This window comes from Bacteroidota bacterium (genome assembly GCA_016194975.1).
GTDB lineage: Bacteria > Bacteroidota > Bacteroidia > Palsa-965 > Palsa-965.
Window position 1 is genome coordinate 200,158 of record JACQAM010000008.1, and the last position, 22,587, is coordinate 222,744.

Annotated in this window: 18 protein-coding genes and 1 riboswitch; of the genes, 16 read left to right on the forward strand and 2 right to left on the reverse strand. The window is 42.8% G+C overall.

Annotation, left to right across the window (positions count from 1 at the left end; translation table 11 throughout):
- Window positions 1-23: 23 nt before the first annotated feature.
- Complete coding sequence (cysD, locus tag HY064_07120; GenBank protein ID MBI3510418.1) at window positions 24-929, reverse strand: sulfate adenylyltransferase subunit CysD; 906 nt, start codon at window positions 927-929, stop codon at window positions 24-26.
- Between the two features lies 1 nt (window position 930).
- On the reverse strand, window positions 931-1,527 hold the full coding sequence (gene cysC, locus HY064_07125; GenBank protein ID MBI3510419.1) for an adenylyl-sulfate kinase: 597 nt from the start codon (window positions 1,525-1,527) through the stop codon (window positions 931-933).
- Window positions 1,528-1,953: 426 nt separating this feature from the next.
- On the opposite strand from cysC, the gene deoC reads away from it, so the two are divergent.
- The 16 genes from deoC (at window position 1,954) to HY064_07205 (ending at window position 22,583) form a co-directional block, all read left to right on the forward strand.
- Window positions 1,954-2,856 (forward strand): deoxyribose-phosphate aldolase, encoded by a 903-nt coding sequence (deoC, locus tag HY064_07130; protein ID MBI3510420.1) that lies wholly within the window; start codon window positions 1,954-1,956, stop codon window positions 2,854-2,856.
- 70 nt (window positions 2,857-2,926) lie between these two features.
- The gene (locus HY064_07135) at window positions 2,927-4,414 is read left to right on the forward strand and encodes an aldehyde dehydrogenase family protein (protein MBI3510421.1); all 1,488 of its coding nucleotides are present in this window, start codon (window positions 2,927-2,929) and stop codon (window positions 4,412-4,414) included.
- Window positions 4,415-4,466: 52 nt separating this feature from the next.
- On the forward strand, window positions 4,467-5,348 hold the full coding sequence (locus HY064_07140) for an aldehyde dehydrogenase family protein (protein MBI3510422.1): 882 nt from the start codon (window positions 4,467-4,469) through the stop codon (window positions 5,346-5,348).
- Window positions 5,349-5,383: 35 nt separating this feature from the next.
- Window positions 5,384-5,623 (forward strand): hypothetical protein, encoded by a 240-nt coding sequence (locus HY064_07145; GenBank protein ID MBI3510423.1) that lies wholly within the window; start codon window positions 5,384-5,386, stop codon window positions 5,621-5,623.
- A gap of 14 nt (window positions 5,624-5,637) precedes the next feature.
- Window positions 5,638-5,859, forward strand: coding sequence for a hypothetical protein (locus HY064_07150; GenBank protein ID MBI3510424.1), 222 nt, complete (start codon window positions 5,638-5,640; stop codon window positions 5,857-5,859).
- The gene (gene cysQ, locus HY064_07155; GenBank protein ID MBI3510425.1) at window positions 5,859-6,638 is read left to right on the forward strand and encodes a 3'(2'),5'-bisphosphate nucleotidase CysQ; all 780 of its coding nucleotides are present in this window, start codon (window positions 5,859-5,861) and stop codon (window positions 6,636-6,638) included. Before HY064_07150 ends, cysQ begins: the two co-directional genes overlap by 1 nt.
- 22 nt (window positions 6,639-6,660) lie before the next feature.
- On the forward strand, window positions 6,661-7,749 hold the full coding sequence (gene gmd / locus HY064_07160) for a GDP-mannose 4,6-dehydratase (GenBank protein ID MBI3510426.1): 1,089 nt from the start codon (window positions 6,661-6,663) through the stop codon (window positions 7,747-7,749).
- Between the two features lie 75 nt (window positions 7,750-7,824).
- On the forward strand, window positions 7,825-9,291 hold the full coding sequence (locus tag HY064_07165; protein MBI3510427.1) for a T9SS type A sorting domain-containing protein: 1,467 nt from the start codon (window positions 7,825-7,827) through the stop codon (window positions 9,289-9,291).
- 57 nt (window positions 9,292-9,348) lie between these two features.
- Complete coding sequence (locus tag HY064_07170) at window positions 9,349-13,605, forward strand: T9SS type A sorting domain-containing protein (GenBank protein ID MBI3510428.1); 4,257 nt, start codon at window positions 9,349-9,351, stop codon at window positions 13,603-13,605.
- 36 nt (window positions 13,606-13,641) lie between these two features.
- Window positions 13,642-14,607, forward strand: coding sequence for a GDP-L-fucose synthase (locus HY064_07175; protein MBI3510429.1), 966 nt, complete (start codon window positions 13,642-13,644; stop codon window positions 14,605-14,607).
- Between the two features lie 202 nt (window positions 14,608-14,809).
- Entirely contained in the window at window positions 14,810-16,555 is a 1,746-nt protein-coding gene (locus tag HY064_07180) for a hypothetical protein (GenBank protein ID MBI3510430.1), read from the forward strand.
- Between the two features lie 71 nt (window positions 16,556-16,626).
- Complete coding sequence (locus HY064_07185; GenBank protein ID MBI3510431.1) at window positions 16,627-17,754, forward strand: undecaprenyl/decaprenyl-phosphate alpha-N-acetylglucosaminyl 1-phosphate transferase; 1,128 nt, start codon at window positions 16,627-16,629, stop codon at window positions 17,752-17,754.
- 248 nt (window positions 17,755-18,002) lie between these two features.
- The gene (locus tag HY064_07190; GenBank protein MBI3510432.1) at window positions 18,003-19,655 is read left to right on the forward strand and encodes a hypothetical protein; all 1,653 of its coding nucleotides are present in this window, start codon (window positions 18,003-18,005) and stop codon (window positions 19,653-19,655) included.
- 74 nt (window positions 19,656-19,729) lie between these two features.
- Window positions 19,730-19,829, forward strand: a riboswitch (TPP riboswitch).
- Between the two features lie 39 nt (window positions 19,830-19,868).
- The gene (gene thiS / locus HY064_07195; protein ID MBI3510433.1) at window positions 19,869-20,078 is read left to right on the forward strand and encodes a sulfur carrier protein ThiS; all 210 of its coding nucleotides are present in this window, start codon (window positions 19,869-19,871) and stop codon (window positions 20,076-20,078) included.
- A gap of 33 nt (window positions 20,079-20,111) precedes the next feature.
- Window positions 20,112-21,968, forward strand: coding sequence for a phosphomethylpyrimidine synthase ThiC (gene thiC / locus HY064_07200; GenBank protein ID MBI3510434.1), 1,857 nt, complete (start codon window positions 20,112-20,114; stop codon window positions 21,966-21,968).
- Entirely contained in the window at window positions 21,969-22,583 is a 615-nt protein-coding gene (locus HY064_07205; protein ID MBI3510435.1) for a thiamine phosphate synthase, read from the forward strand.
- The last annotated feature ends 4 nt before the right edge of the window (window positions 22,584-22,587 follow it).

Genomic DNA, 22,587 nt, shown 5'->3' on the forward strand with positions numbered 1-22,587 from the left:
TTTCAATTTAATTAATTCAACAATCAGAAGTATCCTTGTTTTTTCCGGTCTTCCATTGCTGCTTCGCTTCGTTTATCATCAGCACGTGTTCCTCTCTCTGTTGTGCGTGACGCTGCAACTTCAAGAACAATTTCTTCCAGTGTTGAGGCAGTCGATTCCACTGCGCCGGTGCACGTAATGTCGCCGATGGTGCGGAAGCGTACAATTTTTTCTTCGGCCACTTCATTCGGTTTCTTCAGCATGAAATCAAAATCGGCGAGCCACTGATTATCGCGTTTGAAAACTTTCCGCTTGTGAGAGAAATATAATTTCGGCAGCGGAATATTTTCACGGAGAATATATTGCCATACATCCATCTCCGTCCAGTTGGAAATCGGGAACACGCGGAAATGTTCGCCCATGTTTTTTTTGCCATTGAAAATATTCCATAATTCCGGGCGCTGATTTTTCGGATCCCACTGGCCGAATTCATCGCGGTGAGAAAAGAATCTTTCTTTCGCTCTCGCTTTTTCTTCGTCGCGACGTGCACCGCCAATGGCACAATCTGTTTTCAATTCTTCGATCGCTTCGAGCAGTGTTACTGTTTGCAGAACATTCCTGCTCGCGTTGTATCCTTTTTCTTCCACTGCAGTTCCGCGATCAATGGAATCCTGAACATATTTCACAATGACTTTTGCGCTGATCTCATTCGCCCACCAGTCGCGGTACTCAAGTGTTTCCGGAAAATTGTGTCCGGTGTCGATGTGCAATAATGGAAAAGGAATTTTCGCGGGATGAAAAGCTTTGCGTGCGAGATGAGAAACGACGATGGAATCTTTTCCGCCGGAGAATAAAAGTGCGGGGCGTTCAAATTGTGCAGCCACTTCGCGCAGTACATAAATGGATTCCGATTCGAGTTCGTCGAGATGTTTGAGAGTGTAATTTTTCATTTCAGATATTCCTGTTAACGAATTCCAGCAGATCTTTCAATGATGCTTCGAATGAATTATTTTCAGTATTAATAACCAGCGCTGCATTTTCCGGCGCTTCGAATTCCTGATGAATGCCCGTGAAATCTTTTATTTCTCCCGCGCGTGCTTTCGCATACAAACCTTTCACATCACGCTTTTCACATTCAGCAATAGAAGCATTCACATAAACTTCCAGAAAATCTTTTTCACCTATGATCTTTTTTGCAAGCGAACGGATCTCAATTGTCGGAGAAACAAAACTGCAGATCACAATTACTCCTGAGTCAAGCATCAGTTTTGCCACTTCCGCTACGCGACGGATATTTTCTGTACGATCCTCATTCGAAAAACCGAGATTGGAATTTATTCCTGCACGCACGTTATCGCCATCGAGCACATACACTAATTTCCCATTCTCATATAGTGATCTTTCCAGGCCGATAGCGAGTGTCGATTTTCCGGAACCCGACAAGCCCGTCATCCAGATCACTTTTGCTTTTTGTTTCAGAAGGTCTTCCCGCTCGTTACGCTGAACGAGTTTTTGGAAGATGGGATGAATGTTTTTATCGTTGTTCATTGCTCATTGAGCATTTGGTATTGAGCATTATTTTTTTCGTAGAAATTCGTAATAACAAAAAAGTCCTTCCGGAACAGGAAAGACATTTTGAGTGTTTTTAGCAATACAAAAACAAATTTCCGGATATTATCAGAAACACATACAGCACATCATGCTGCAGGAGTTATAGATATGGAAGTTGTTTTTCATTGGCTGTTTCGGGGTCAAAGATAAACAAATTGAGAAACATGGCTTCACAATGAAAAAACGGGTAGTGGGTCAGTTTGAAAATTCTTAGCGTCTTTGCGGTTTAATAAAAGAATGGTTTAGGAACCGCCCTTCAATTCTTCAGGGCAAGCTCCGGCGTGAAGTTGAATCGGAAAAGAGCAAACTGAGCCACTACCAAAAAACGCCCTTTTCCCGCTATTCCGTACATTTGTTTTCCCAATGAAAAACACATTCGATTTTCACAATACTCCCGTCATCGATCAAGTTGGTGTAGAAGAACGCGTGGCGCGATTCAATTCAAGAAGTATAAAAAAAACTTCCAAGGTGGAAGGATTGAAACTGGCGCTGAGCATGATCGATCTCACCACGCTCGAGGGAAAAGATACGGAAGGAAAAGTGCGGCAGATGTGTTACAAAGCGCAACATCCGCACGATGAACTTCCGGGATTACCCACTGTTGCTGCGGTTTGTGTTTACCCGACGTTTGTGAAGCTTGCGAAAAAGGAACTCGGAAATTCAGGAGTGCAAGTTGCTTCGGTTGCAACCGCATTTCCTTCGGGACAATCGACACTGAAAGTAAAACTCGACGATACTAAATTCGCAGTGGAAAGCGGGGCCGATGAAGTGGATATGGTTATTTCACGCGGAGAATTTCTTGCCGGCAATTACAATTTTGTTTTTGATGAAATTGCTGAAATAAAAAATGCTTGTGGAAATGCAAGATTAAAAGTGATTCTTGAAACAGGAGAACTTTCTACGCTTGATAATGTTCGTCGTGCGAGCGAGATCGCTATGCGTGCTGGTGCTGATTTCATTAAAACATCAACAGGAAAAATTTCTCCGGCTGCCACACAACCGGTAACACTCGTAATGCTGGAAGCGATACGCGATTACTATTACGAAACAGGAATTATGATCGGGATGAAACCTGCCGGTGGAATTTCTACGGCGAAAATTGCATTGCAATATCTCGTAATGGTGAAAGAAACACTTGGTAACGCATGGCTCAATAATATCTGGTTCCGCTTCGGCGCAAGTTCATTGGCGAATGATATTCTCATGCAGCTTTGCAAAGAAGCGACCGGAGTTTACCAGGGAGCGGATTATTTTTCGAAAGATTAGCTGCGGATGAGCACGAATTAGCGCTGATTTTCTTAGTGCCTTCGCGTCTTAGCGGTGAACATAAAATAAGATGAATACAAAAACAACTACTGAAAAGAAAAAACCAAAACTCGATTTCGATTCGGGCTGGAATTATTCGCCATCGCCTGAAAGCACCGGACATATCCGTCTTGAAAAGCGATACGATCATTTCATCAATGGGCAATTTGTAAAACCAGCAGGAGGAAAATATTTTCCTTCGATAAATCCCGCCACTGAAAAAGTAATTGCTGAAGTTGCTTACGGTGATGAACGCGATATTGACAAAGCGGTGAAAGCGGCGCGGAATGCGTATGAAAAAGTGTGGAAGAAAATGCCGGGAGCGGAACGTGGAAAATATCTCTATCGCATTGCACGCATCATGCAGGAACGCGCGCGTGAACTCGCCGTGATCGAATCGATGGATGGAGGAAAAACAATTCGTGAATCGAGAGATGTCGATACGCCATTGGCTGCTGCACATTTTTTCTACTATGCGGGCTGGGCAGATAAATTGGAATATGCTTTTCCCAATAGAAAAATTTCTCCTGTTGGTGTTGCAGGACAAATTATTCCGTGGAATTTTCCATTGCTCATGGCCGCGTGGAAAATTGCGCCAGCGCTCGCGTGCGGAAATTGTGTGGTGCTAAAACCTGCAGAAACTACCCCGCTCACTGCAATGAAACTTGCTGAAATTATCCGCGACGCAGGATTGCCTCCAGGCGTTGTAAATATTGTGAATGGAGATGGAAAAGCGGGAGCAGCATTAGTGAATCACAAAGACGTTGATAAAATTGCATTCACCGGTTCAACTGATGTCGGGAAAATTATTCAGCGCGCCATTGCAGGAACAAAAAAGAAAGCGACGCTCGAACTTGGCGGAAAAGCGGCGAATATTATTTTCGAAGATGCTGCGATCGACCAGGCGGTGGAAGGAATCATCAATGGAATTTTCTTCAACCAGGGTCACGTATGCTGCGCGGGCTCGCGCCTGTTCGTGCAGGAAAGTGTTGCGGAAGTGGTGATCAGAAAATTAAAAGACCGGATGAGTACGCTCATCGTTGGCGATCCGCTGGATAAAAACACGGACATCGGCGCGATCAATTCCAAAGAGCAACTCGGAAAAATAAATGAGTATCTGAAAATTGGTGTGGATGAGGGAGCGGAAATGTGGCAGAGCAAATGTTCCATTCCTTCCAATGGATTTTTCTGCCGCCCGACAATTTTTCTGAACGTTTCTCAGTCACACAGAATTGTGCAGGAAGAAATTTTTGGGCCGGTTTTAGCAATACAAACTTTCCGAACGATTGATGAAGTGATCGAGAAAGCAAACAACACTCCATTCGGATTATCCGCAGGAGTGTGGACGGATAAAGGTTCCAAAATTTTCAATCTCACTTCCAAACTCAGAGCCGGAGTGGTATGGGCGAATACGTACAACAAATTCGATCCTACTTCTCCATTCGGCGGTTACAAAGAATCCGGATTCGGAAGAGAAGGAGGATTGCATGGATTACAACCGTATTTGAATCTTAAATGAAATGGGTAGATTACAGATAGTACGGATGTAATCCACCCACAAGCAAAATAGCATGACAAGAACAACCATAAAAAAAACCTATAAGCTCTACATCGGCGGGCAATTCCCGAGAACCGAATCCGGACGATATTATCCATTGCTCGATAAAAAGAAAAATGTGATCGCCGATATCTGTCTTGCATCACGAAAAGATTTTCGCAATGCAGTTGTTGCGGCGCGTTCTGCATTTGGCGGATGGAGTTCGCGTTTTGCTTTCAATCGCTCGCAGATCCTTTATCGCATTGCAGAAATGATGGAAGGAAGAAAAGCGCAATTTCTTGAGGAACTTTTAGTGCAGGGATCTTCAAAAGTGAATGCAGAAAAGGAAATTACTTTGTCCATCGATCGTCTTGTTTATTATGCAGGATGGTGTGATAAGTACCAGCAGATCTCTTCAAGTGTAAACCCGGTTGCTTCTTCTCATTTCAATTTTTCCGTTCCCGAACCGACCGGAGTCGTTGCAATCGTTGCGCCGCAGAATAGTTCTTTGATCGGAATTATTTCTGTGGTTGCACCTGTTATTGCCGGAGGAAATGTTTGCATTGTCCTTGCTTCCGAAAAATTTCCTTTATGCGCGATCACGTTCGCAGAAGTTCTTGCTACTTCTGATCTTCCCGGTGGGGTAGTGAATATTCTCACCGGAAAAATTTCAGAATTACTCACGCACATGTCCTCGCACATGGATGTGAATGCGCTCGTGTATGCGGGGAAAGACCAGAAAGAAATTACCCTGGCAAAAGAAAATGCATCGCTGAATGTGAAACGCGTTTTTGTTTATGATGATGTTTGGGAAAAAGGAACTGCTCAATCTCCGCATTTCATTCTCGATGTGCAGGAAATAAAAACAACGTGGCATCCGATAGAGAATGTTGGGGCAGCAGGAGCGAAATACTGATAGATTTTTGTATCTTTAAGTAAGTACTTGTAATAATGACAAAGTCGGTTCTCAAACGGAAATTAACTAAAGCTATTACTGAAAGCAATGATGAATGGATGTTGAACAACGTTTATCAGTTTATGCGGAAGATGATGCTTTCCGAGGAATATGAAATATCCGATGAGGACAAAGTTGAGCTTGATGAACGTCTTGCCAGAGACAAGGCAGGACTTGAGAGATCATATTCCTGGGAAGAAGTCAAGAAACTTGTCAGGAAAAGAAAAAAAATCTGATCGTAACTTCACTTATGAAGATCATCATAAAGATATCGGCACTTCGCGATATTCAGGAAATATTTGAGTGGTATGAGAAGGAAGCGGAAGGGTTAGGGGAAAAATTCCTTGAAGATTTTCAGAAAACACTTTCTTACCTCGTCATGTATTCAAGATCTTTCAGGATCAGCGGTCAATCGATCATTATTCAGAGAGTCGGCCATCAAAGTCGCAACAAAAGAAAACTTAAACTCTGATGACAGAATTATTACACAACGCGATCGTTGCGTCGTTGCAAGCAGGCGAAGCGATCATGAAAGTTTACGCTTCCGATTCTTTTGAAGTAGAATCAAAATCCGATAATTCTCCATTGACAAAAGCAGATCGTGCTTCGCATGAAATTATTGCTGCGCATCTCGCAAAAACAAATATTCCTGTGCTGAGTGAAGAAGATTCGAAAAATCATCCTTACGAAAAAAGAAAAAAATGGACTCGTTGCTGGATCGTGGATCCGCTCGACGGAACAAAAGAATTCATCAAACGCAATGGAGAATTTACGGTGAATATTGCCCTCGTTGAAAATGGGGAGTCCATTCTCGGTGTGATCTTTGTTCCCGTGAAAAATGAATTGTATTACGCAGAAAAAAATGAAGGTGCATTTCTTTCCAATGACCAGAACCGCACGAATATCCAGTTGCCCTGTTTTAAATTGCCGCAAACAAAAACTATTGCAGGAAGCCGTTCGCATACTTCAGCCGAAACAGAAAAATTTGTTCGCGAAATGGAAGAACGATCAGGAAAAATAAATTTCATTTCCGCAGGCAGCGCTTTGAAATTCTGTTTGCTCGCAAAAGGAGAAGCGCATTTTTATCCGCGGTTTGCGCCAACAATGGAATGGGACACGGCAGCCGGACAAATCATTCTCGAAGAGAGCGGCGGGAAAATGGTACAATGGCCTTCGAAGGAAAAATTCGTTTACAACAGGGAAAATCTGCGCAACGGATGGTTTCTCGCCACAGCCGGAAATTCTCATTAAATTCGTTTTCTAATCTGAACTCATGGCAAAGACTGCGCTGATCACCGGTGTTACCGGACAAGACGGGGCTTATCTCGCGGAATTACTTTTACAAAAAGGATACGAAGTGCACGGCATCAAACGCCGCAGTTCATTGTTCAACACCGATCGCATCGATCATCTTTACAATGATCCGCACGAAAAGGGAAAACCTTTTCATCTTCACTTCGGCGATCTCACTGATTCCACCAATCTCATTCGCACGGTGCAGGAAATTCAACCCGATGAAATTTATAATCTCGCAGCGCAATCGCATGTAAAAGTTTCTTTCGAAACGCCGGAGTACACTGCGAATTCCGATGCTGTGGGTACGCTGCGTTTACTCGAAGCTATTCGTATTCTCAAACTGGAAAAGAAAACAAAATTCTACCAGGCCTCCACTTCCGAGATGTACGGGAAAGTGCAGGAAACTCCGCAGAAAGAATCTACGCCGTTTTATCCGCGCAGTCCGTATGGTGTTGCAAAACTTTATGCGTACTGGATAGCGAGAAATTACCGGGAAGCTTATGGAATTTTTGCGAGCAACGGAATTCTTTTCAATCATGAAAGCCCTGTGCGCGGAGAAACTTTTGTTACGCGCAAGATTACGCGCGCGGTGGCGAAAATAAAACTCGGACTGCAGAAAAAATTATATCTCGGTAATCTTGATGCGGAGCGCGACTGGGGCCATGCGAAAGATTATGTGGAAGGAATGTGGCGCATTGTCCAGCATAATGAAGCGGATGATTTCGTACTCGCCACAGGAAAAAAAATAAAAGTGAGAACATTCGTGGAGTGGGCTTTTCGTGAAGCAGGAATTGAAGTAACATGGAAAGACAAGCATGAAAAAGAAGTGGGCGTAGATGCAAAAACAGGAAATGAAATTGTGGGCGTGGATGAAAAATATTATCGCCCGGCAGAAGTGGATATGCTCGTAGGCGATGCATCGAAAGCAAAAAAATTACTCGGGTGGGAACCGAAATATACCGTCGAAGAATTAGTGAAAGAAATGGTTGCGTCCGATCTTAAATTATTCGAGCGAGATAAATATCTCATGGAAGGCGGGCATAAAGTGAATAATATCCAGGAGTAATTCCTTAGTTAGAGATGTAAATCATTCTTGGAATTTTGCTTGCCAAAGACCCCGAATTTTGCTACTTTTCGGTTAATGAAAAAAATCACTTTTTTATTGTTAATGCTACTGCCACTTTTTCTAACAGCGCAATCTCCAATTGCTTTCGAACGTTATTACGATTTCGGTTTGGGCTTTGGTGAAGAAGGATATTGTGTGCAGCAGACCAACGATCACGGATATATTACTTGCGGTAGGCAGACTACCGGAATTGGATTTTCACAAATGCTCCTGCATAAAGTTGATTCACTTGGGAACACTCAATGGTACAAACTTATCGGTACTATTTATGAAAATGAAGCTTTTTCTGTAAAACAGACTTCAGATAGCGGGTATATTATGACGGGCTATTCTACCGATGTGAATTACACAAACTTTATTACATTGGTAAAAACAGATGCCAATGGGAACGTTGCCTGGATGAAAAACAATATTTCGCCAATTGCTGCTTTGCCACAAGGAGGACCCGGAGGGGGGCACGGTACAGATGTTATACAAACTTCTGATGGTGGCTATTCCATTCTTGCTATAATGACCGATTTGGATACCATAAGTTCCTCTGTTTTGATAAAGACAAATGCTAATGGAGATACCTTATGGACGAAGAAATACAGGCGTTCGTTCGGAGTCGGGTTTTATTCCTTCCAGCAAATTCCGGATGGAAGTTATATAATGGCAGGAATAGTTGATGTTAGTTTGAGTCCTGTTGATGAATCAGTTTATCTTTTAAAGACAAATGTTAATGGTGACACACTTTGGTCGAAAATTTACGATTTTGCCGGAGAAAATACTGGCTGCTATAATGTGGAGCAGACAACCGATAGTGGTTTTTTTCTTAGAGGCGGAATTTATCATCCGTCCTCTTTTTCTACTGACATTTTAATAATCAAAACAGACTCCTTCGGTGATTCCTTATGGTCAAAAACTATTGGTGGTAATTTAAATGAAGGGGGGGAAGGAGCAAGGCAAACTTCAGATGGGGGATTTATCATTGCGGGAGGAACGACAAGTTATGGCGTTGGGGGCGAAGATGTCTATTTAGTGAAAACGAATAGTGGAGGACAAACGTTGTGGCAAAGGACTTTTGGTGGAATCAGTAATGATCAGGGAGATTATATTTTTCAAACTAATGACAAAGGTTTTATCATTTGCGGAAATTATTCCGGCCCTTTTGGTGATGGAGCAAGTCTATACCTCATAAAAACGGACAGCTCAGGAAACGCACCGACAGGAATCAATGAAATAATTTCAGATGAAAATTCTGTTTCTGTTTTTCCAAATCCTGTTTTTGCCACATCAAATATTTTTCTGAAAGAAGACAAGCTTAATGGAGAGCATATTTTTTTACTATATGATTTTTCCGGTAAGGAAATAAGGGGCGAAGTTTTCTCGGGATCATCATATCTGTTTAACAGAAATGATTTGGCGGGTGGAATGTATTTATGTGTTATTCAGAATGAAGATGGAAAAATTATTGGAAAGGCAAAAGTTATTGTACAGTAATAGCAGGAAAATTCTAAAAATTTTATTCTCAAATATTTCCCCGAACTCTCCCTCAAGATGAAACACACACAATCCGGATGTAAGAGAATAACGCTATTCGCTTCTATTCTATTCTCATTTTTCGCAATTGCTCAATCAGTACAATCCCGCTTATGGAGTGTTCCTCCTAAGGAAATAATCTTTCCGGCATTAGCCACACCAAATTTACCCGCGCCATCAGCAGGAGATTACAATGGTTCTCCTTCATTCTACGCGAATAATGCGATGCATGATCCGAACGGGAATCTTTTGTTTTTTATTAACGACGGAAATGTTTACGATTACCAGGGACGATTTATCGGGAGCATTTTTGCCAACGTTGGAGGAAATGATTTTATCCTTACCGGAACAACAGAATGGGTTATAGTTCCAGTGCCCAACCACTGCCAGCAGTATTACCTCGTAGCCGGATATTATTCTGATGTTTCCGGATCTTCATTGGGCGGGGCGCCCCGGCCTTACTACATCATTCTTGATTTAACTCTGCCGAATCAAAACGGCAACCCGCAGGCGTATGGAGATTTCGTGGGAAATGATGGAATGAATGGGCAACAGTTACATAGTCATGAAGCATTCTTTTTGGATGATCCGACAATGGCCGGAGTAAACAATCTTGCATACAGCTCAGCATCTTCTTTGGGAAGTAATATGCATTTTGCTGTTACGCCGTTGAGGCCTAATGGAAGTACCAGGTTTCTATTTATTGATAATGTTTGTGGCGCCGGTATAAGCCGCTTTCTTGTAACTCCCAATGGAATTATATATGATAATTACACTGTTATTCCCACTAACTCGGATGGGCACGGCCAGGTGCGTGCAGAAATGGAAGTGGTTATCATTTCTGATCCTTCTGATCCCAACGTTGGAAATTATCGCCTGGCAGTTCCTTACACACGTGTGAACTTTACAACGTCGGCGCAGGAAATGGGTGTGTTTGTGCAGGACATAGATTTTAATACAGGAAATTATATCGGCAGTGCGAAGTTTGTTTTTTTGCCACGCTACTTCAATGGAACAGATTATATTACACCTGATGTTCATGGATTAGAATTTTCTGCCAATGGAAAATTCCTTTATGTTACTCATACAACTCCACCATACATTGAGTACTCTGATATTTCGCAGGCTAGTCCGACATTTTCAGCTCTACAGGCTCTTTCGAATATTTCGCCGAATCTTAATAACCCACAAGATTTTCAAAATTCTCAAATTGAATTGGGAAATGATGGACGTCTGTATTTTGCCGCGTCAAATCGTCTTGCTGCATTAAGTATCAATTTTTCTTTACCGCCAAATGCTGTCGGTGTTTTTTGGACTGACAATGCGATTCCATCTGTCACTGTTCCCATCAGCTCCGCAATTTTTCCTTCGCAAGTAGTAATTTCTTCCGACATTTCTGATGTTCGACTTCTGAATGACCAGGTTGATGGAGAAGTTTATCAGGTGGTTTCACAAACATCTCCGCCGGATGGATGTTGCTTGACAGGTACAATTTTTACAGCAAACAATTATATAGCCGGAACTCCAGGCACACCAAACTTTACTACTTACGCAAATGCCAATCAAATATGGACTCCAACAAATAATCCGTTTGGCGGAACATCAACGAATCCGGTTACCATTGTAATGATAAAGAATACACTCACTATTCCGGCCGGAAAAACTATTACAATCAAGAATATGATTTTCAAATTTGCTCCGCGTGTATATTCTCCAAATAATGTTCCAGGTGGAGAAGTAATTATTTTAGGCAGTTCACTTCCCAATATTCACGGCGGGAAATTAATACTTGATAATACAACCTTTACCTCTTATGACGGTTGTGGACTCGGAATGTGGGAAGGAGTAGAAGTAAACGGCAGAGCAAGCCTGCCTCAGGCACCTAATCTCAATTTAAGCCAGAGCCAGCAAGGTTGGCTCGTTCTTCAAAACAATGCTGTCATTTCAAATGCATACACCGGCACTCTTGCAGGAAAACGCGCAACACCTTTTCCAAATATTACTTGGGATCAGAATTTTAATGGTGGAATTATCACTGCAACAAATTCAAAATTTTTAAACAACACGATTGCTGTTCAGTTTCGTCCATACACCGATCCGTCAAACGTGCTTCACAATTACAGTTATTTCACACGCTGCGATTTTCTCACTACGATAAATCCTCTTAACGATCCGCATAGTGCAACAAGATTCGTAATTTTTGTTCAGATGATGCAGACAGCAGGAATTGTTTTCAGTGGAAATAATTTCAATAACAGTAGCGCGTTGCCGAGCAATAGTGTGTTGGATATGCCTTCGAATGGTTATGGTATTTATGGTTTCGATGCAAATTTTCAAGTGCTTCCTGCCTGTGCAAATCCTCAACTTTGTACGCAATTCATTCCTAATACATTTCAGAATCTTGGTTATGGTGTTCTTTCATGGAGTTCAAATCCACTTAATTCTGTAAAGATTGACGGATCACAATTTTTAAATAATTACAGGGGCGTGCTTATAAATTTTGTCGACTACTCTACGATCACGAATAATCATTTCACAATAATAAAATATCCATTTCTTGCTGGACCGGGCCCTGCTTATGGAATTTATTTAAACAACAGCACAGGATATCAAGTAGAGGCGAATGATTTTGCATATTCAACAGCGCCGATTAATACGCTTGCCGTTGGATCTTCCTACGGAGTTATTGTCAGTAATTCCTTATCTGCGAACAATCTTATTTATCGAAATATTTTCCACCACATTTATATTGGATGCCAAACTCAGCGTGTGAATTGTCAGGTAGTTCCCAATCCTATGAATGGTGATCCTTACAATCCCCAGGGGTTGCAATTCATTTGCAACTCATTCGATGCAAATTCAAATGACAATTTTAATATTGTTCAGCCAAATGGTTGTGAGGATTTTTTCCAGGGAAGTAAAACCAGAACCGCAGACAACTGTTTCGCCGATGATAATGTTCATTATGATTATTGGGTGAATTTTTCATCAACGATTGACCCTTTCACCAATCTCACGCATCTTCAAACGCCAATATTATATTCTTATTCCACCGTTGGTGCATGCTCCACCACGATCCCAACGACTATTACTCCTGCGTCAATCACACTTCAGGATGCTTCGCTCACGAGCAATTTTAATTGTACTTCAATGATTGGCTGCAATCCATCATGCCAGAGAACTTCAATTGCTGCCACTACAAATGAAATTGCAAACCTGACTTCTTTGATTGACGGTGGGATAACTTCCACTTTGTTTGCAGATATCAATGGAAATATGCCAGCGGGACAATTGAAAAATGTTCTCATGCAATCTTCTCCATATTTATCCGACCAGGTTTTGATTGCTTACATCAACAAACATAATGTTCCACTAGGCAACCTGAAAGATATTTTACTTGCGAATTCACCTCTGCGACCAGCCGTGATTTCTGCGTTCAATGGAATGTCTTCAACACTACCAAATGGAATTAGAAATAATATTCTTTTCGCACAGCAAGGCCTTTCTCCACTGGATGGATTGTACGGACAAATAGCAGAAGCAACGGCCAATCGCGATTTTGCAATCGATGGATTAATTCGTGATTTTCTTTTCGATACAACAATTGTTGGCGGATTAGACAGCGTTCAATTTGTTTTGAAGGCATATTTGATAACAAATGGAGACAGGTGTAAAATTGCAGCCGCTCAAGTGGCAGCCAAAGAATTTGCTGCAGCAACAGCTACACTCGATTCAATTGCTATTGCGAACAACAATACACTCGACAATTCCTGCCAACTGCTACAAATTCTTATTCGGTTAGAGCAATCTGCAGATGGCTGCTTCTCCCTGAAAACCGATCCGGCTTTCGCAGGAGATTCAGCAACCCTAAGTCAGATTGCGGCAGATACGATGGCGGATGGATGCGTAGGTGCACAGGCGCTGATGAAAGCAATATTCAACCTTTCATTTCAAGAAGTTGTTGATCTCGTTCCAAATTCTTCGAGTGCCCGTTTGGCAAGTCCGGATCAGGAAACAACTGAGATGGAGCAAGGGAAAATTTATCCCAATCCAAATAATGGGACTATGATTTTCAGTTATGAAATTCCAGAGAATTCGAAGGGAATTCTTGTTTTCTATGACATCAGTGGAAAACAAGTCGACAAATTTATTTTGCGGGAAGGACAAAGCACAGCACAGATCAGTGACGAGAATTTGCAAGCAGGAATTTATTTCTATCGTTTCATCGTTGACGATGAACAAATAAATTCCGGGAAGTTTGTGATCGTGAAATAGATTTTGAATTTACATATCCCCAATCCAGAATCTATTTTGAATCTCACTTCCAAAATATACATTGCCGGCCACCATGGAATGGTGGGTTCTGCGCTTATCCGTTTTCTCTCGTCAAAAGGATATTCCAATCTCATTTACCGCACCTCGGCAGAGATAGATCTTCGTGAGCAAAATAGTGTAAGAGAATTTTTCAAAAAAGAAAAACCGGAATATGTTTTTCTCGCCGCCGCGAAAGTGGGAGGAATTCATGCGAATGATACCTACCGTGCTTCTTTCATTTACGATAATCTCATGATCCAGTCGAATGTCATTCATGAATCGTATCTGCACAAAGTCAAAAAATTATTGTTCCTCGGTTCCACCTGCATTTATCCGAAACTTGCACCGCAACCGCTGAAAGAAGAATATTTGTTGTCAGGGAAACTCGAACCAACGAATGAGCCGTATGCATTGGCAAAGATCGCCGGAATAAAAATGTGTGATGCTTATCGCGATCAGTACGGATGCAATTTTATTTCTGTGATGCCCACAAATATGTATGGCACCAATGATAATTATGAATTGAACAATGCGCACGTGCTTCCTGCTTTGCTGCGGAAATTTCATAATGCAAAAGCAAAAAAAGAATCGCACGTCACCATCTGGGGCAGCGGCAAACCGAGAAGAGAATTCATGTATGTCGATGATTTTTCAGAAGCGTGCCTGCATCTCATGCTGCATTTTAATGAGTCGGGATTTGTGAATGCGGGAACGGGAGAAGATATTTCCATTGGTGATCTGGCTTTGCTCATCAAAAAAATTACCGGCTTCGAAGGAGAAATTAAAAATGATCTTTCTCAACCCGATGGAACACCGCAGAAACTGACGGACGTTTCAAAAATTCATTCACTCGGATGGAAACATAAAACTCCGCTCGAAGAAGGAATCCGGAAAATTTATTCTGAAGTGAAAGATCTTTTCGATGAAGAATTGAAAGGACATCACGTATTAAGAGAAGTTTAAAAAGGGAAGATTACAGATCATACGCCCGCCTGCTTGCCCGTGCCGCCCGCCCGGACGAGCCATTCGGACGGGGTAAGGACGGGAATGACGAAGTCGGGCAGGGATATACAGATTACAGATGGAACGAATGAGAAAGATGTTTTGCAAAAGGAATCAGCGCAATCGGCGGCGAAATTTTATCGGCCTCTTTCTTTTTCTTTTCATGAATGCATTCTCTCAGCAGGCCAACGTTCCGCTCAATTACGAATGGATCCAGGAAAGTGAAGCGCGAATGGTAAAGAGCGGCGGATTCAGTCTCGACAGAAGGCTAATGATGAATTACGAAGCAGATTCTGTTTTGCGATCTGTTTTCGGTGAAAGTGAAATTAGTCTTGATTCCATTGCGAGAATTTCATTTCCCATGCAAACTTCCATGCGCCCGTGGATCGAGCAGGGACATCCGCTGAGAAAAAATATTGCATTGCAGAATGCACACGATAATTACTACGTGTTTTATTGCAGAGACTGCGGCCGTTACCAACATGGAACGCCACACCCAATGATAAGATGGATGAAATATTATCACGATGATAAAAGTCTTCTGCAACTCGAACACGAACCACAAAACGACGAACCCACCTTCCGGTTGTATATCGATCCACTCTTGAATCTCACTTACATGAACGTGAGTAATGACACATCGCAATCTTCATTCTACATCAACACACGCGGCGTAAATGCGCACGGTGACATCGGCACAAAAATTTCTTTCGAAACTTCTTTCTGGGAAAACCAGGCGTTCTTTCCGAAATATATTTCTGATTTTGCCAATGGAACACAAGTAATTCCCGGCCAGGGACGCTGGAAAACTTTCAAGAAAACCGGTTACGATTATGCAATGGCGGCAGGATATGTTTCGTATTCCCCCTGCAGAAATTTTAATTTGCAAGTCGGAACAGGAAAACATTTTGTAGGCGATGGCTATCGATCACTTTTACTTTCCGACAATTCTTTCAATTATCCATTTGCAAGACTGACCGGATGGTTTGGCCCCGATAAAATGTTTCAGTACACAACGATCTATGCTTCACTGATGAATCTTGTTTCGAATGCACCCGTTCCGCCGGGCACCGAAAGATTGTACCAGAAAAAAGCGGCACAGTTCGATCAGTTGTCAATGAAGATCGGAAGAGTGGGAGAGATCTCGCTTTTCCAGGGGCTCATCTGGACAGCGGCCGATGATCGCAACAAACAATGTATTCATCTCACGTATGCGAATCCTGTCATCTTCACTTCACTTCCGTTTTATGGATTGAACAACAGGAATAATTATCTCCTCGGTGGAACTTTTCGTTTCGATCTTTTCAAAACAATTCGTTTGTATGGTCAAGGTGTGATCGATGATTCCGGGAAAGAACCGGTGCATCATAAATCAGGATTTCAATTGGGAATAAAATATTTCAATGCGTTCACTTTAAAACATCTTCACCTTCAATTTGAATTCAATCGCGTGAATCCGTACACGTACGCGGCCACCGATTCCGCGCAGTCGTACACGCATTACAACCAGCCGCTCGCGCATCCGCTCGGCGCAAATTTTTCCGAACTGATCTTCGGATTGCAATACAAGATCGGCGACTTTTTCATCCAGGGCCGTTATGAAATTGCAAACCTCGGCGCCGATTCCATCAACAGCAATTTCGGACAGAATATTTTTCATTCAGATTACTCTGCATATTTTCCGACTACTTCCGGAAATTTCAAGCTCGGGCAGGGAGTGAAAACCAATGTCACTTACTTCGATGTGCATGTCGGGTACATGATCAGTTATGCATCGAACCTGAATATTTCATTGGGTTATACGAATAGAAATGTGATGAATAATGTAAACCCGGAGCGCACTTCTTACGTATACTTCGCACTCCGCACGTCGTTGAGCAACACCTATTACGACTTTTTCCGGAATTAAGTACCTTTGTTAAAATCCTGTTTGCAAGGCATTAATAAAACTGTCTTGGATTTCATCAGACCACCTGACCAATGGTTCACCTTTTATTCACGCTGCTTACTTCCTTCCTCATTGTTCTGCTGGCTACACCGGCATTGATCAAAGTTGCATTCCTGAAACGTTTGTTCGATGAACCCGGCGATGCGCGCAAACTGCACAAGCGCGTAGTGCCCACCATTGGAGGAATCATCATTTTCGCCGCCACACTCTTCGCATTTTCATTGTGGTTTCCGTACGATCATCCCGAAACAGAATTACTGAAAAGATGGATCCGCGATTTTCAATTCATCGTTGCATGCATGCTCATTTTATTTTTTGTGGGTGTGAAAGATGATATTATCGGCACGGCGCCAATGAAAAAATTAGCAGCGCACATCATCGTGGGAATGATACTCGTGCTCATGGGCGAAGTGCGCATTCATTCGCTGCATGGACTTTTCGGCGTTACTGAAATTCCATTGTGGGCAAGTATTTTTCTTTCGCTCTTCACGTACATCGTTGTCGTAAACGCATTCAATCTCATTGACGGAGTTGACGGACTTGCAGCAGGCGTTGGCCTCATCGGCGGACTCGCTTACGGAGCTGCATTCGGCCTCGGCGGAGATATTGTTATGGGAAGTCTTGGTTTCGCACTTGCAGGGTCGCTGGCGGCATTTCTTGTTTTCAATTTTTCTCCGGCAAAAATTTTCATGGGCGATTCGGGAGCAATGAGTATTGGATTGGTGCTGGCAGTGCTCGCGATAAAATATGTAGAGTTCATTCCGGATAATACGGTTCATCCTTTCATTCATGAAATTTTTTCTCCGGTAATGGCAATGGCCATCATCGCCTACGCACTCACCGACACGCTGCGCATTTTTCTCTGGAGAGCGATCCGTGGTGTTTCTCCATTCTCTGCCGACAGGAATCACATGCATCATTTGCTTATCGATAGCGGAATGAGCCATGCGAAAACAGTGTTGTGCATTTACGCTGCAAGTTTCTCTGTGATCGGCGTTGCGGTGCTCACGCGACTGATGCCGGTGACAATTTCATTCTGCATTACGGGCGGATACGTAATTGTAATTTCTTTTATTCCCTGGATCAGGAAACGCATGCACATGAAAAAGAAAGGCATGACCGGGGAAACACGCCATCTCGATTCAGTTTCGGCCGCATGAATTTCAGCAGGCAGCAGGCAGTAAGCAGCAGGCAGAAGGCAGTAAGCAGTTTTCGGTTTTCAGTTTTCAACCTGCCCGCCGAGGTGAAATGTAGGATGGGTTTTCAGTTTTTTTATTTGAGCGAAACATTTTCCCGATTCAGAATTTGGAATTTATTTTTCAGAATTTATTTTTTTCTCTGCTTTTTTTCGGTGAATGGATTTTCGCAGCATCCCGTGTTGTTTACTGACGATGAAAATCTTTTACTGATGCAATATTTAAATAAAGCGAATGTTTCTTTTTCCAATGGAGTTGTAAGTTTTTCAACCGATTTTGCTCACACTTCAATTCTGCCAATGATCGATGCCGATCTTCGAACCCGTTATGAAAAATCAGACAGTAATGCTTTTCATCTGGTCTATGATTGGGATCTTGCATTTTTATTGAGGAGGCCAACGTTCAAAAATTATTATCGGAAAGAACCTGCAGTTACAGCGATAGATGATTTGGCTTCGAATGAAGAATTGAAAAAATCGGCGTTTATCCTCCGCCCCGTTTACGATTTCACCGGCGGAAAAGATTTTAAAACAAAGAATACAATTTTCAATTCGTATGCCGGAGTAATTCTCGATGCCGATTACAAACAGAAGATAGGAATTGAAGCGCGCTTTGTTTCCGGAATTTCTGCGTTGCCCGGAAATCTGGATTCCATTGCACGTTTCACCGGAATGATGCCGGGATTTGGAGATCGCGCTTATGCATTGGGAAATGCCGGCCAGAATGGCGGAGCCGGGCTGGGCAATTATTCTTTCCAGCATTTTTCAGGAAATATTATTTACCGTCCTTCAAAAATTTTCAATATTCAAATCGGCAGAGACAAACATTTCTGGGGCGATGGCTATCGTTCGCTTTTTCTTTCTGATGTGGGTGCGGCAATGCCCTATCTGAAAATGCAAACTACGATCTGGAAAATACAGTACACTTCGCTCTTCACATGGATGCAGGACTGGACCAATTCAAATGGATCTTCAAAAGATTTCAGAAGTAAATTCGGCACGTTTCATTACATCGATTTCAATGCGGCGAAATGGCTGAACCTCGGAGTTTTTGAATCCATTATTTTCCAGGGAAACGATTCGTACCGCATGCGTGGCTTCGATCCGGATTATTTAAATCCGATTATTTTTTATCGCCCGGTGGAATATTCGCTTGGCTCTTCTGATAATGCGCTGCTTGGTTTTTCTTTCAAGATCCGTTTCAACACAAACAATGTTTTTTATTCCCAGCTATTGCTCGATGAATTTTACCTGAAAGAAATCAAGAACTGGAAAGCAGGATGGTGGGGAAATAAACAAGGCGTGCAGCTCGGTTACAAAATTTTCAACGTTGCACATGTGAGCGGATTGAATCTGCAAATGGAAATGAACATCGTGCGCCCATACACGTACACGCACGGAAGCCCGCAGCAGAATTATTCGAACGCAGGCATGCCGCTCGCGCACCCGCTCGGCGCGAACTTTGCCGAAGGGCTTGGAATTCTTTCGTATTACCACAAAAGATTTTCTGTAAGCGGCAAAATGGTAATGGCCGGCATCGGTCTCGATTCTGCAGGAAAAAATTACGGGCAGAATATTTTTCTTCCTTACACTACACGTTCCGTTACCATTGCTACACTAAGTCCTGCCGCCGATTATAATCACCATATTTTCGACGGGACAAAAGCAATTTTATTTTCCGCCGAATTCTCTTGTGCGTATCGTTTCAACACTTCATTCCCATTGCGCGTAGAACTTATAGCAGGAACTTATGGTTTGCATCAATATGCAAAAGGATTGAAAAATCCGGCGTCTGCTGTAAACAAGAGTTCCTATGTTCAAATCGGGCTTTCACTTCCGCTCTGGAAAACGTACCGCGATTTTTAGCCGCAGATTTCCGATTTTGTTGAAAACATTAACAGGCAAAAAAATTATTTCTCAGAAAATCCTCTTTAATTTTAGCGCTGCTTTAGGGGTGTTTTTCATTGACGAAGAACTGAGATCATACCCTTGGAACCTGACGCAGTTCATACTGCCGGAGGAAAAAGTAAAATGGTAATTCTTCTCTGCCGCCATTCCTGAAGCAACAACATCACCGGAATGGAAATCAAAGTAAACAACGTTTCAAAAAAAATCAGTGAACAGGGAAAGTTCACGCTTCAGCAATTGCTGGATGCGGAAATTCCCGGCGCTCATAAAGGAATTGCTGTGGCAGTGAACAGCAACGTGATCCCGAAAAATAACTGGAATGATCATGCTCTTCTTTCCGGCGATGAAATTCTCATCATCAAAGCCACGCAGGGCGGATGAAAAAAATATTAGTGCAAAATAAATTCAGGTAAAATGAAAAAAGAACAAACAACGCCATCACAGGAAACCATCAGCACAAAACCTTTTCCGAATTCAAAAAAAGTTTTTGTGAAAGGAGAATTGCACAACGTGAATGTTGCCATGCGCGAAATTTCACTTTCTGATACGAGTTCCAACGGAAAAACCATTAGTAAAAATTTTCCCGTCACTGTTTACGATACCAGCGGCCCTTACACCGATCCGGAAATTTCCATTGACATTCATAAAGGACTTCCACGATTGCGGGAAGAATGGATCATGAAACGCGGCGATGTGGAGCAATTGAAAAATGTAAGCTCTCACTACGGAAAAGAAAGATTGAATGATGAGCAACTCAATCATCTCCGTTTTCAGCATATCAAAAATCCGCTGCGCGCAAAAGCGGGCGCGAATGTGAGCCAATTGTATTATGCGAAAAGAGGAATCATCACCGCCGAGATGGAATACATTTCCATTCGGGAAAATCAGGAGATCGATAAAATGAATTCCATTGGTCACCAGCATGCCGGGCAAAGTTTTGGAGCCAACACACCGAAAAAATTTATTACACCGGAATTTGTGCGGAGTGAAGTTGCCGCAGGCCGCGCCATCATTCCGAACAATATCAATCACCCTGAAAGTGAACCGATGATCATCGGCAGAAATTTTTTAGTGAAGATAAATGCCAACATCGGAAATTCTGCGGTCACTTCTTCCATTGAAGAGGAAGTGGAAAAAGCAGTGTGGGCCTGCCGATGGGGCGCCGATACGATTATGGATCTTTCGACCGGAAAAAATATTCATGAAACACGCGAATGGATTTTGCGCAATTCTCCTGTGCCGATTGGAACTGTTCCTATTTACCAGGCGCTGGAAAAAGTGAACGGCAAAGCGGAAGATCTCACGTGGGAAATTTATCGCGACACGCTCATCGAACAGGCAGAGCAGGGTGTAGATTATTTCACGATCCACGCCGGCGTTCTTTTGCGCTACGTTCCGCTCACTGCAAAACGTGTTACCGGAATTGTTTCGCGCGGTGGATCTGTCATGGCGAAATGGTGTCTCGCTCATCACAAAGAAAATTTTCTCTACACACATTTCGAAGAGATCTGTGAAATAATGAAAGCATACGACGTTGCATTTTCACTCGGCGATGGATTGCGTCCCGGCTCCATTGCTGATGCGAATGATGCAGCGCAATTCGCAGAACTGGAAACACTCGGTGAACTGACGAAGATCGCGTGGAAGCATGATGTGCAGACGATGATAGAAGGCCCCGGCCACGTTCCGATGCATCTCGTGAAGATCAATATGGAAAAACAATTGAAGGAATGTCATGAAGCTCCGTTCTACACACTCGGCCCATTGACAACTGATATTGCTCCGGGTTACGATCACATCACTTCCGGAATTGGTGCGGCCATGATCGGGTGGTTCGGTTGTGCAATGTTGTGTTACGTTACACCGAAAGAACATCTCGGTCTTCCTGATAAAAAAGATGTGAAGGACGGAGTGATCACTTACAAGATCGCGGCGCATGCGGCCGATCTCGCGAAGGGGCACCCGGGCGCGCAGGTGCGCGACAATGCGCTGAGCAAAGCGCGTTTTGAATTCCGATGGGAAGATCAATTCAATCTTTCGCTCGATCCGGATACGGCAAAAGAATTTCATGATGAAACGTTACCTGCCGATGGAGCGAAGGTGGCGCATTTCTGTTCCATGTGCGGCCCGCATTTCTGTTCTATGAAAATCACCGAGGATGTGCGCGCGTATGCAGAGCAGGAAGGATTCAGCGAAACACAGGCGCTTGAAAAAGGAATGGAAGAAAAAGCGAATGAATTTGTCCATGCAGGAAATGAGATCTATTCATAAATGAAACTGATCGTCATATCTCCACCGGGTTCTTTTCCCAATGAAGCAGATCATATCAACGCTTTGCTCGATGAAGGATTGAAAATATTTCATTTGAGAAAACCGGATCATTCATCTTCTTCGATGGAAAAAATCATTTCAAAAATAAAAACGAGGCATCTCGGAAAAATTTCCATTCACAGTCATCACGAAAAGGCAAATGACTGGGGAATATCGCGATTGCATTTCCCGGAAAAAATGAGAATGGAAACAACCGCCGGCGAATTGAAAAAAACTTCAACAAAAAAACTTTCCACCTCCGTTCACGGGGAAAAGTGGAGCGTAGGGAATGAATTCAGGTACGTATTCTACGGACCAGTCTTCGAAAGCATTTCAAAAAAAGGATACGGACCGGAGCCTGGAGAAGAAATTCTATTGACTGAAAATAAAGTTCGCGGCACAAAAATATTCGCCATTGGAGGGATCAATGAAAAGAATATTTCCAGAATTCAGGAAATGGGTTTTGATGGAGCTGCGCTGCTCGGTGCGATCTGGAATTCGAAAGAACCGCTCACGAGTTTCAAAAAGATATCAAACGCCATTCAGCATCTTCAACCAGCAAACGTTGAACATTAAACGC

Coding starts and splice junctions, on each gene's coding strand:
- cysD (MBI3510418.1), bottom strand. CDS start 929: ATGAAAAATTACACTCTCAAACATCTCGACGAACTCGAATCGGAATCC.
- cysC (MBI3510419.1), bottom strand. CDS start 1,527: ATGAACAACGATAAAAACATTCATCCCATCTTCCAAAAACTCGTTCAG.
- deoC (MBI3510420.1), top strand. CDS start 1,954: ATGAAAAACACATTCGATTTTCACAATACTCCCGTCATCGATCAAGTT.
- HY064_07135 (MBI3510421.1), top strand. CDS start 2,927: ATGAATACAAAAACAACTACTGAAAAGAAAAAACCAAAACTCGATTTC.
- HY064_07140 (MBI3510422.1), top strand. CDS start 4,467: ATGACAAGAACAACCATAAAAAAAACCTATAAGCTCTACATCGGCGGG.
- HY064_07145 (MBI3510423.1), top strand. CDS start 5,384: ATGACAAAGTCGGTTCTCAAACGGAAATTAACTAAAGCTATTACTGAA.
- HY064_07150 (MBI3510424.1), top strand. CDS start 5,638: ATGAAGATCATCATAAAGATATCGGCACTTCGCGATATTCAGGAAATA.
- cysQ (MBI3510425.1), top strand. CDS start 5,859: ATGACAGAATTATTACACAACGCGATCGTTGCGTCGTTGCAAGCAGGC.
- gmd (MBI3510426.1), top strand. CDS start 6,661: ATGGCAAAGACTGCGCTGATCACCGGTGTTACCGGACAAGACGGGGCT.
- HY064_07165 (MBI3510427.1), top strand. CDS start 7,825: ATGAAAAAAATCACTTTTTTATTGTTAATGCTACTGCCACTTTTTCTA.
- HY064_07170 (MBI3510428.1), top strand. CDS start 9,349: ATGAAACACACACAATCCGGATGTAAGAGAATAACGCTATTCGCTTCT.
- HY064_07180 (MBI3510430.1), top strand. CDS start 14,810: ATGAATGCATTCTCTCAGCAGGCCAACGTTCCGCTCAATTACGAATGG.
- HY064_07185 (MBI3510431.1), top strand. CDS start 16,627: ATGGTTCACCTTTTATTCACGCTGCTTACTTCCTTCCTCATTGTTCTG.
- HY064_07190 (MBI3510432.1), top strand. CDS start 18,003: ATGCAATATTTAAATAAAGCGAATGTTTCTTTTTCCAATGGAGTTGTA.
- thiS (MBI3510433.1), top strand. CDS start 19,869: ATGGAAATCAAAGTAAACAACGTTTCAAAAAAAATCAGTGAACAGGGA.
- thiC (MBI3510434.1), top strand. CDS start 20,112: ATGAAAAAAGAACAAACAACGCCATCACAGGAAACCATCAGCACAAAA.
- HY064_07205 (MBI3510435.1), top strand. CDS start 21,969: ATGAAACTGATCGTCATATCTCCACCGGGTTCTTTTCCCAATGAAGCA.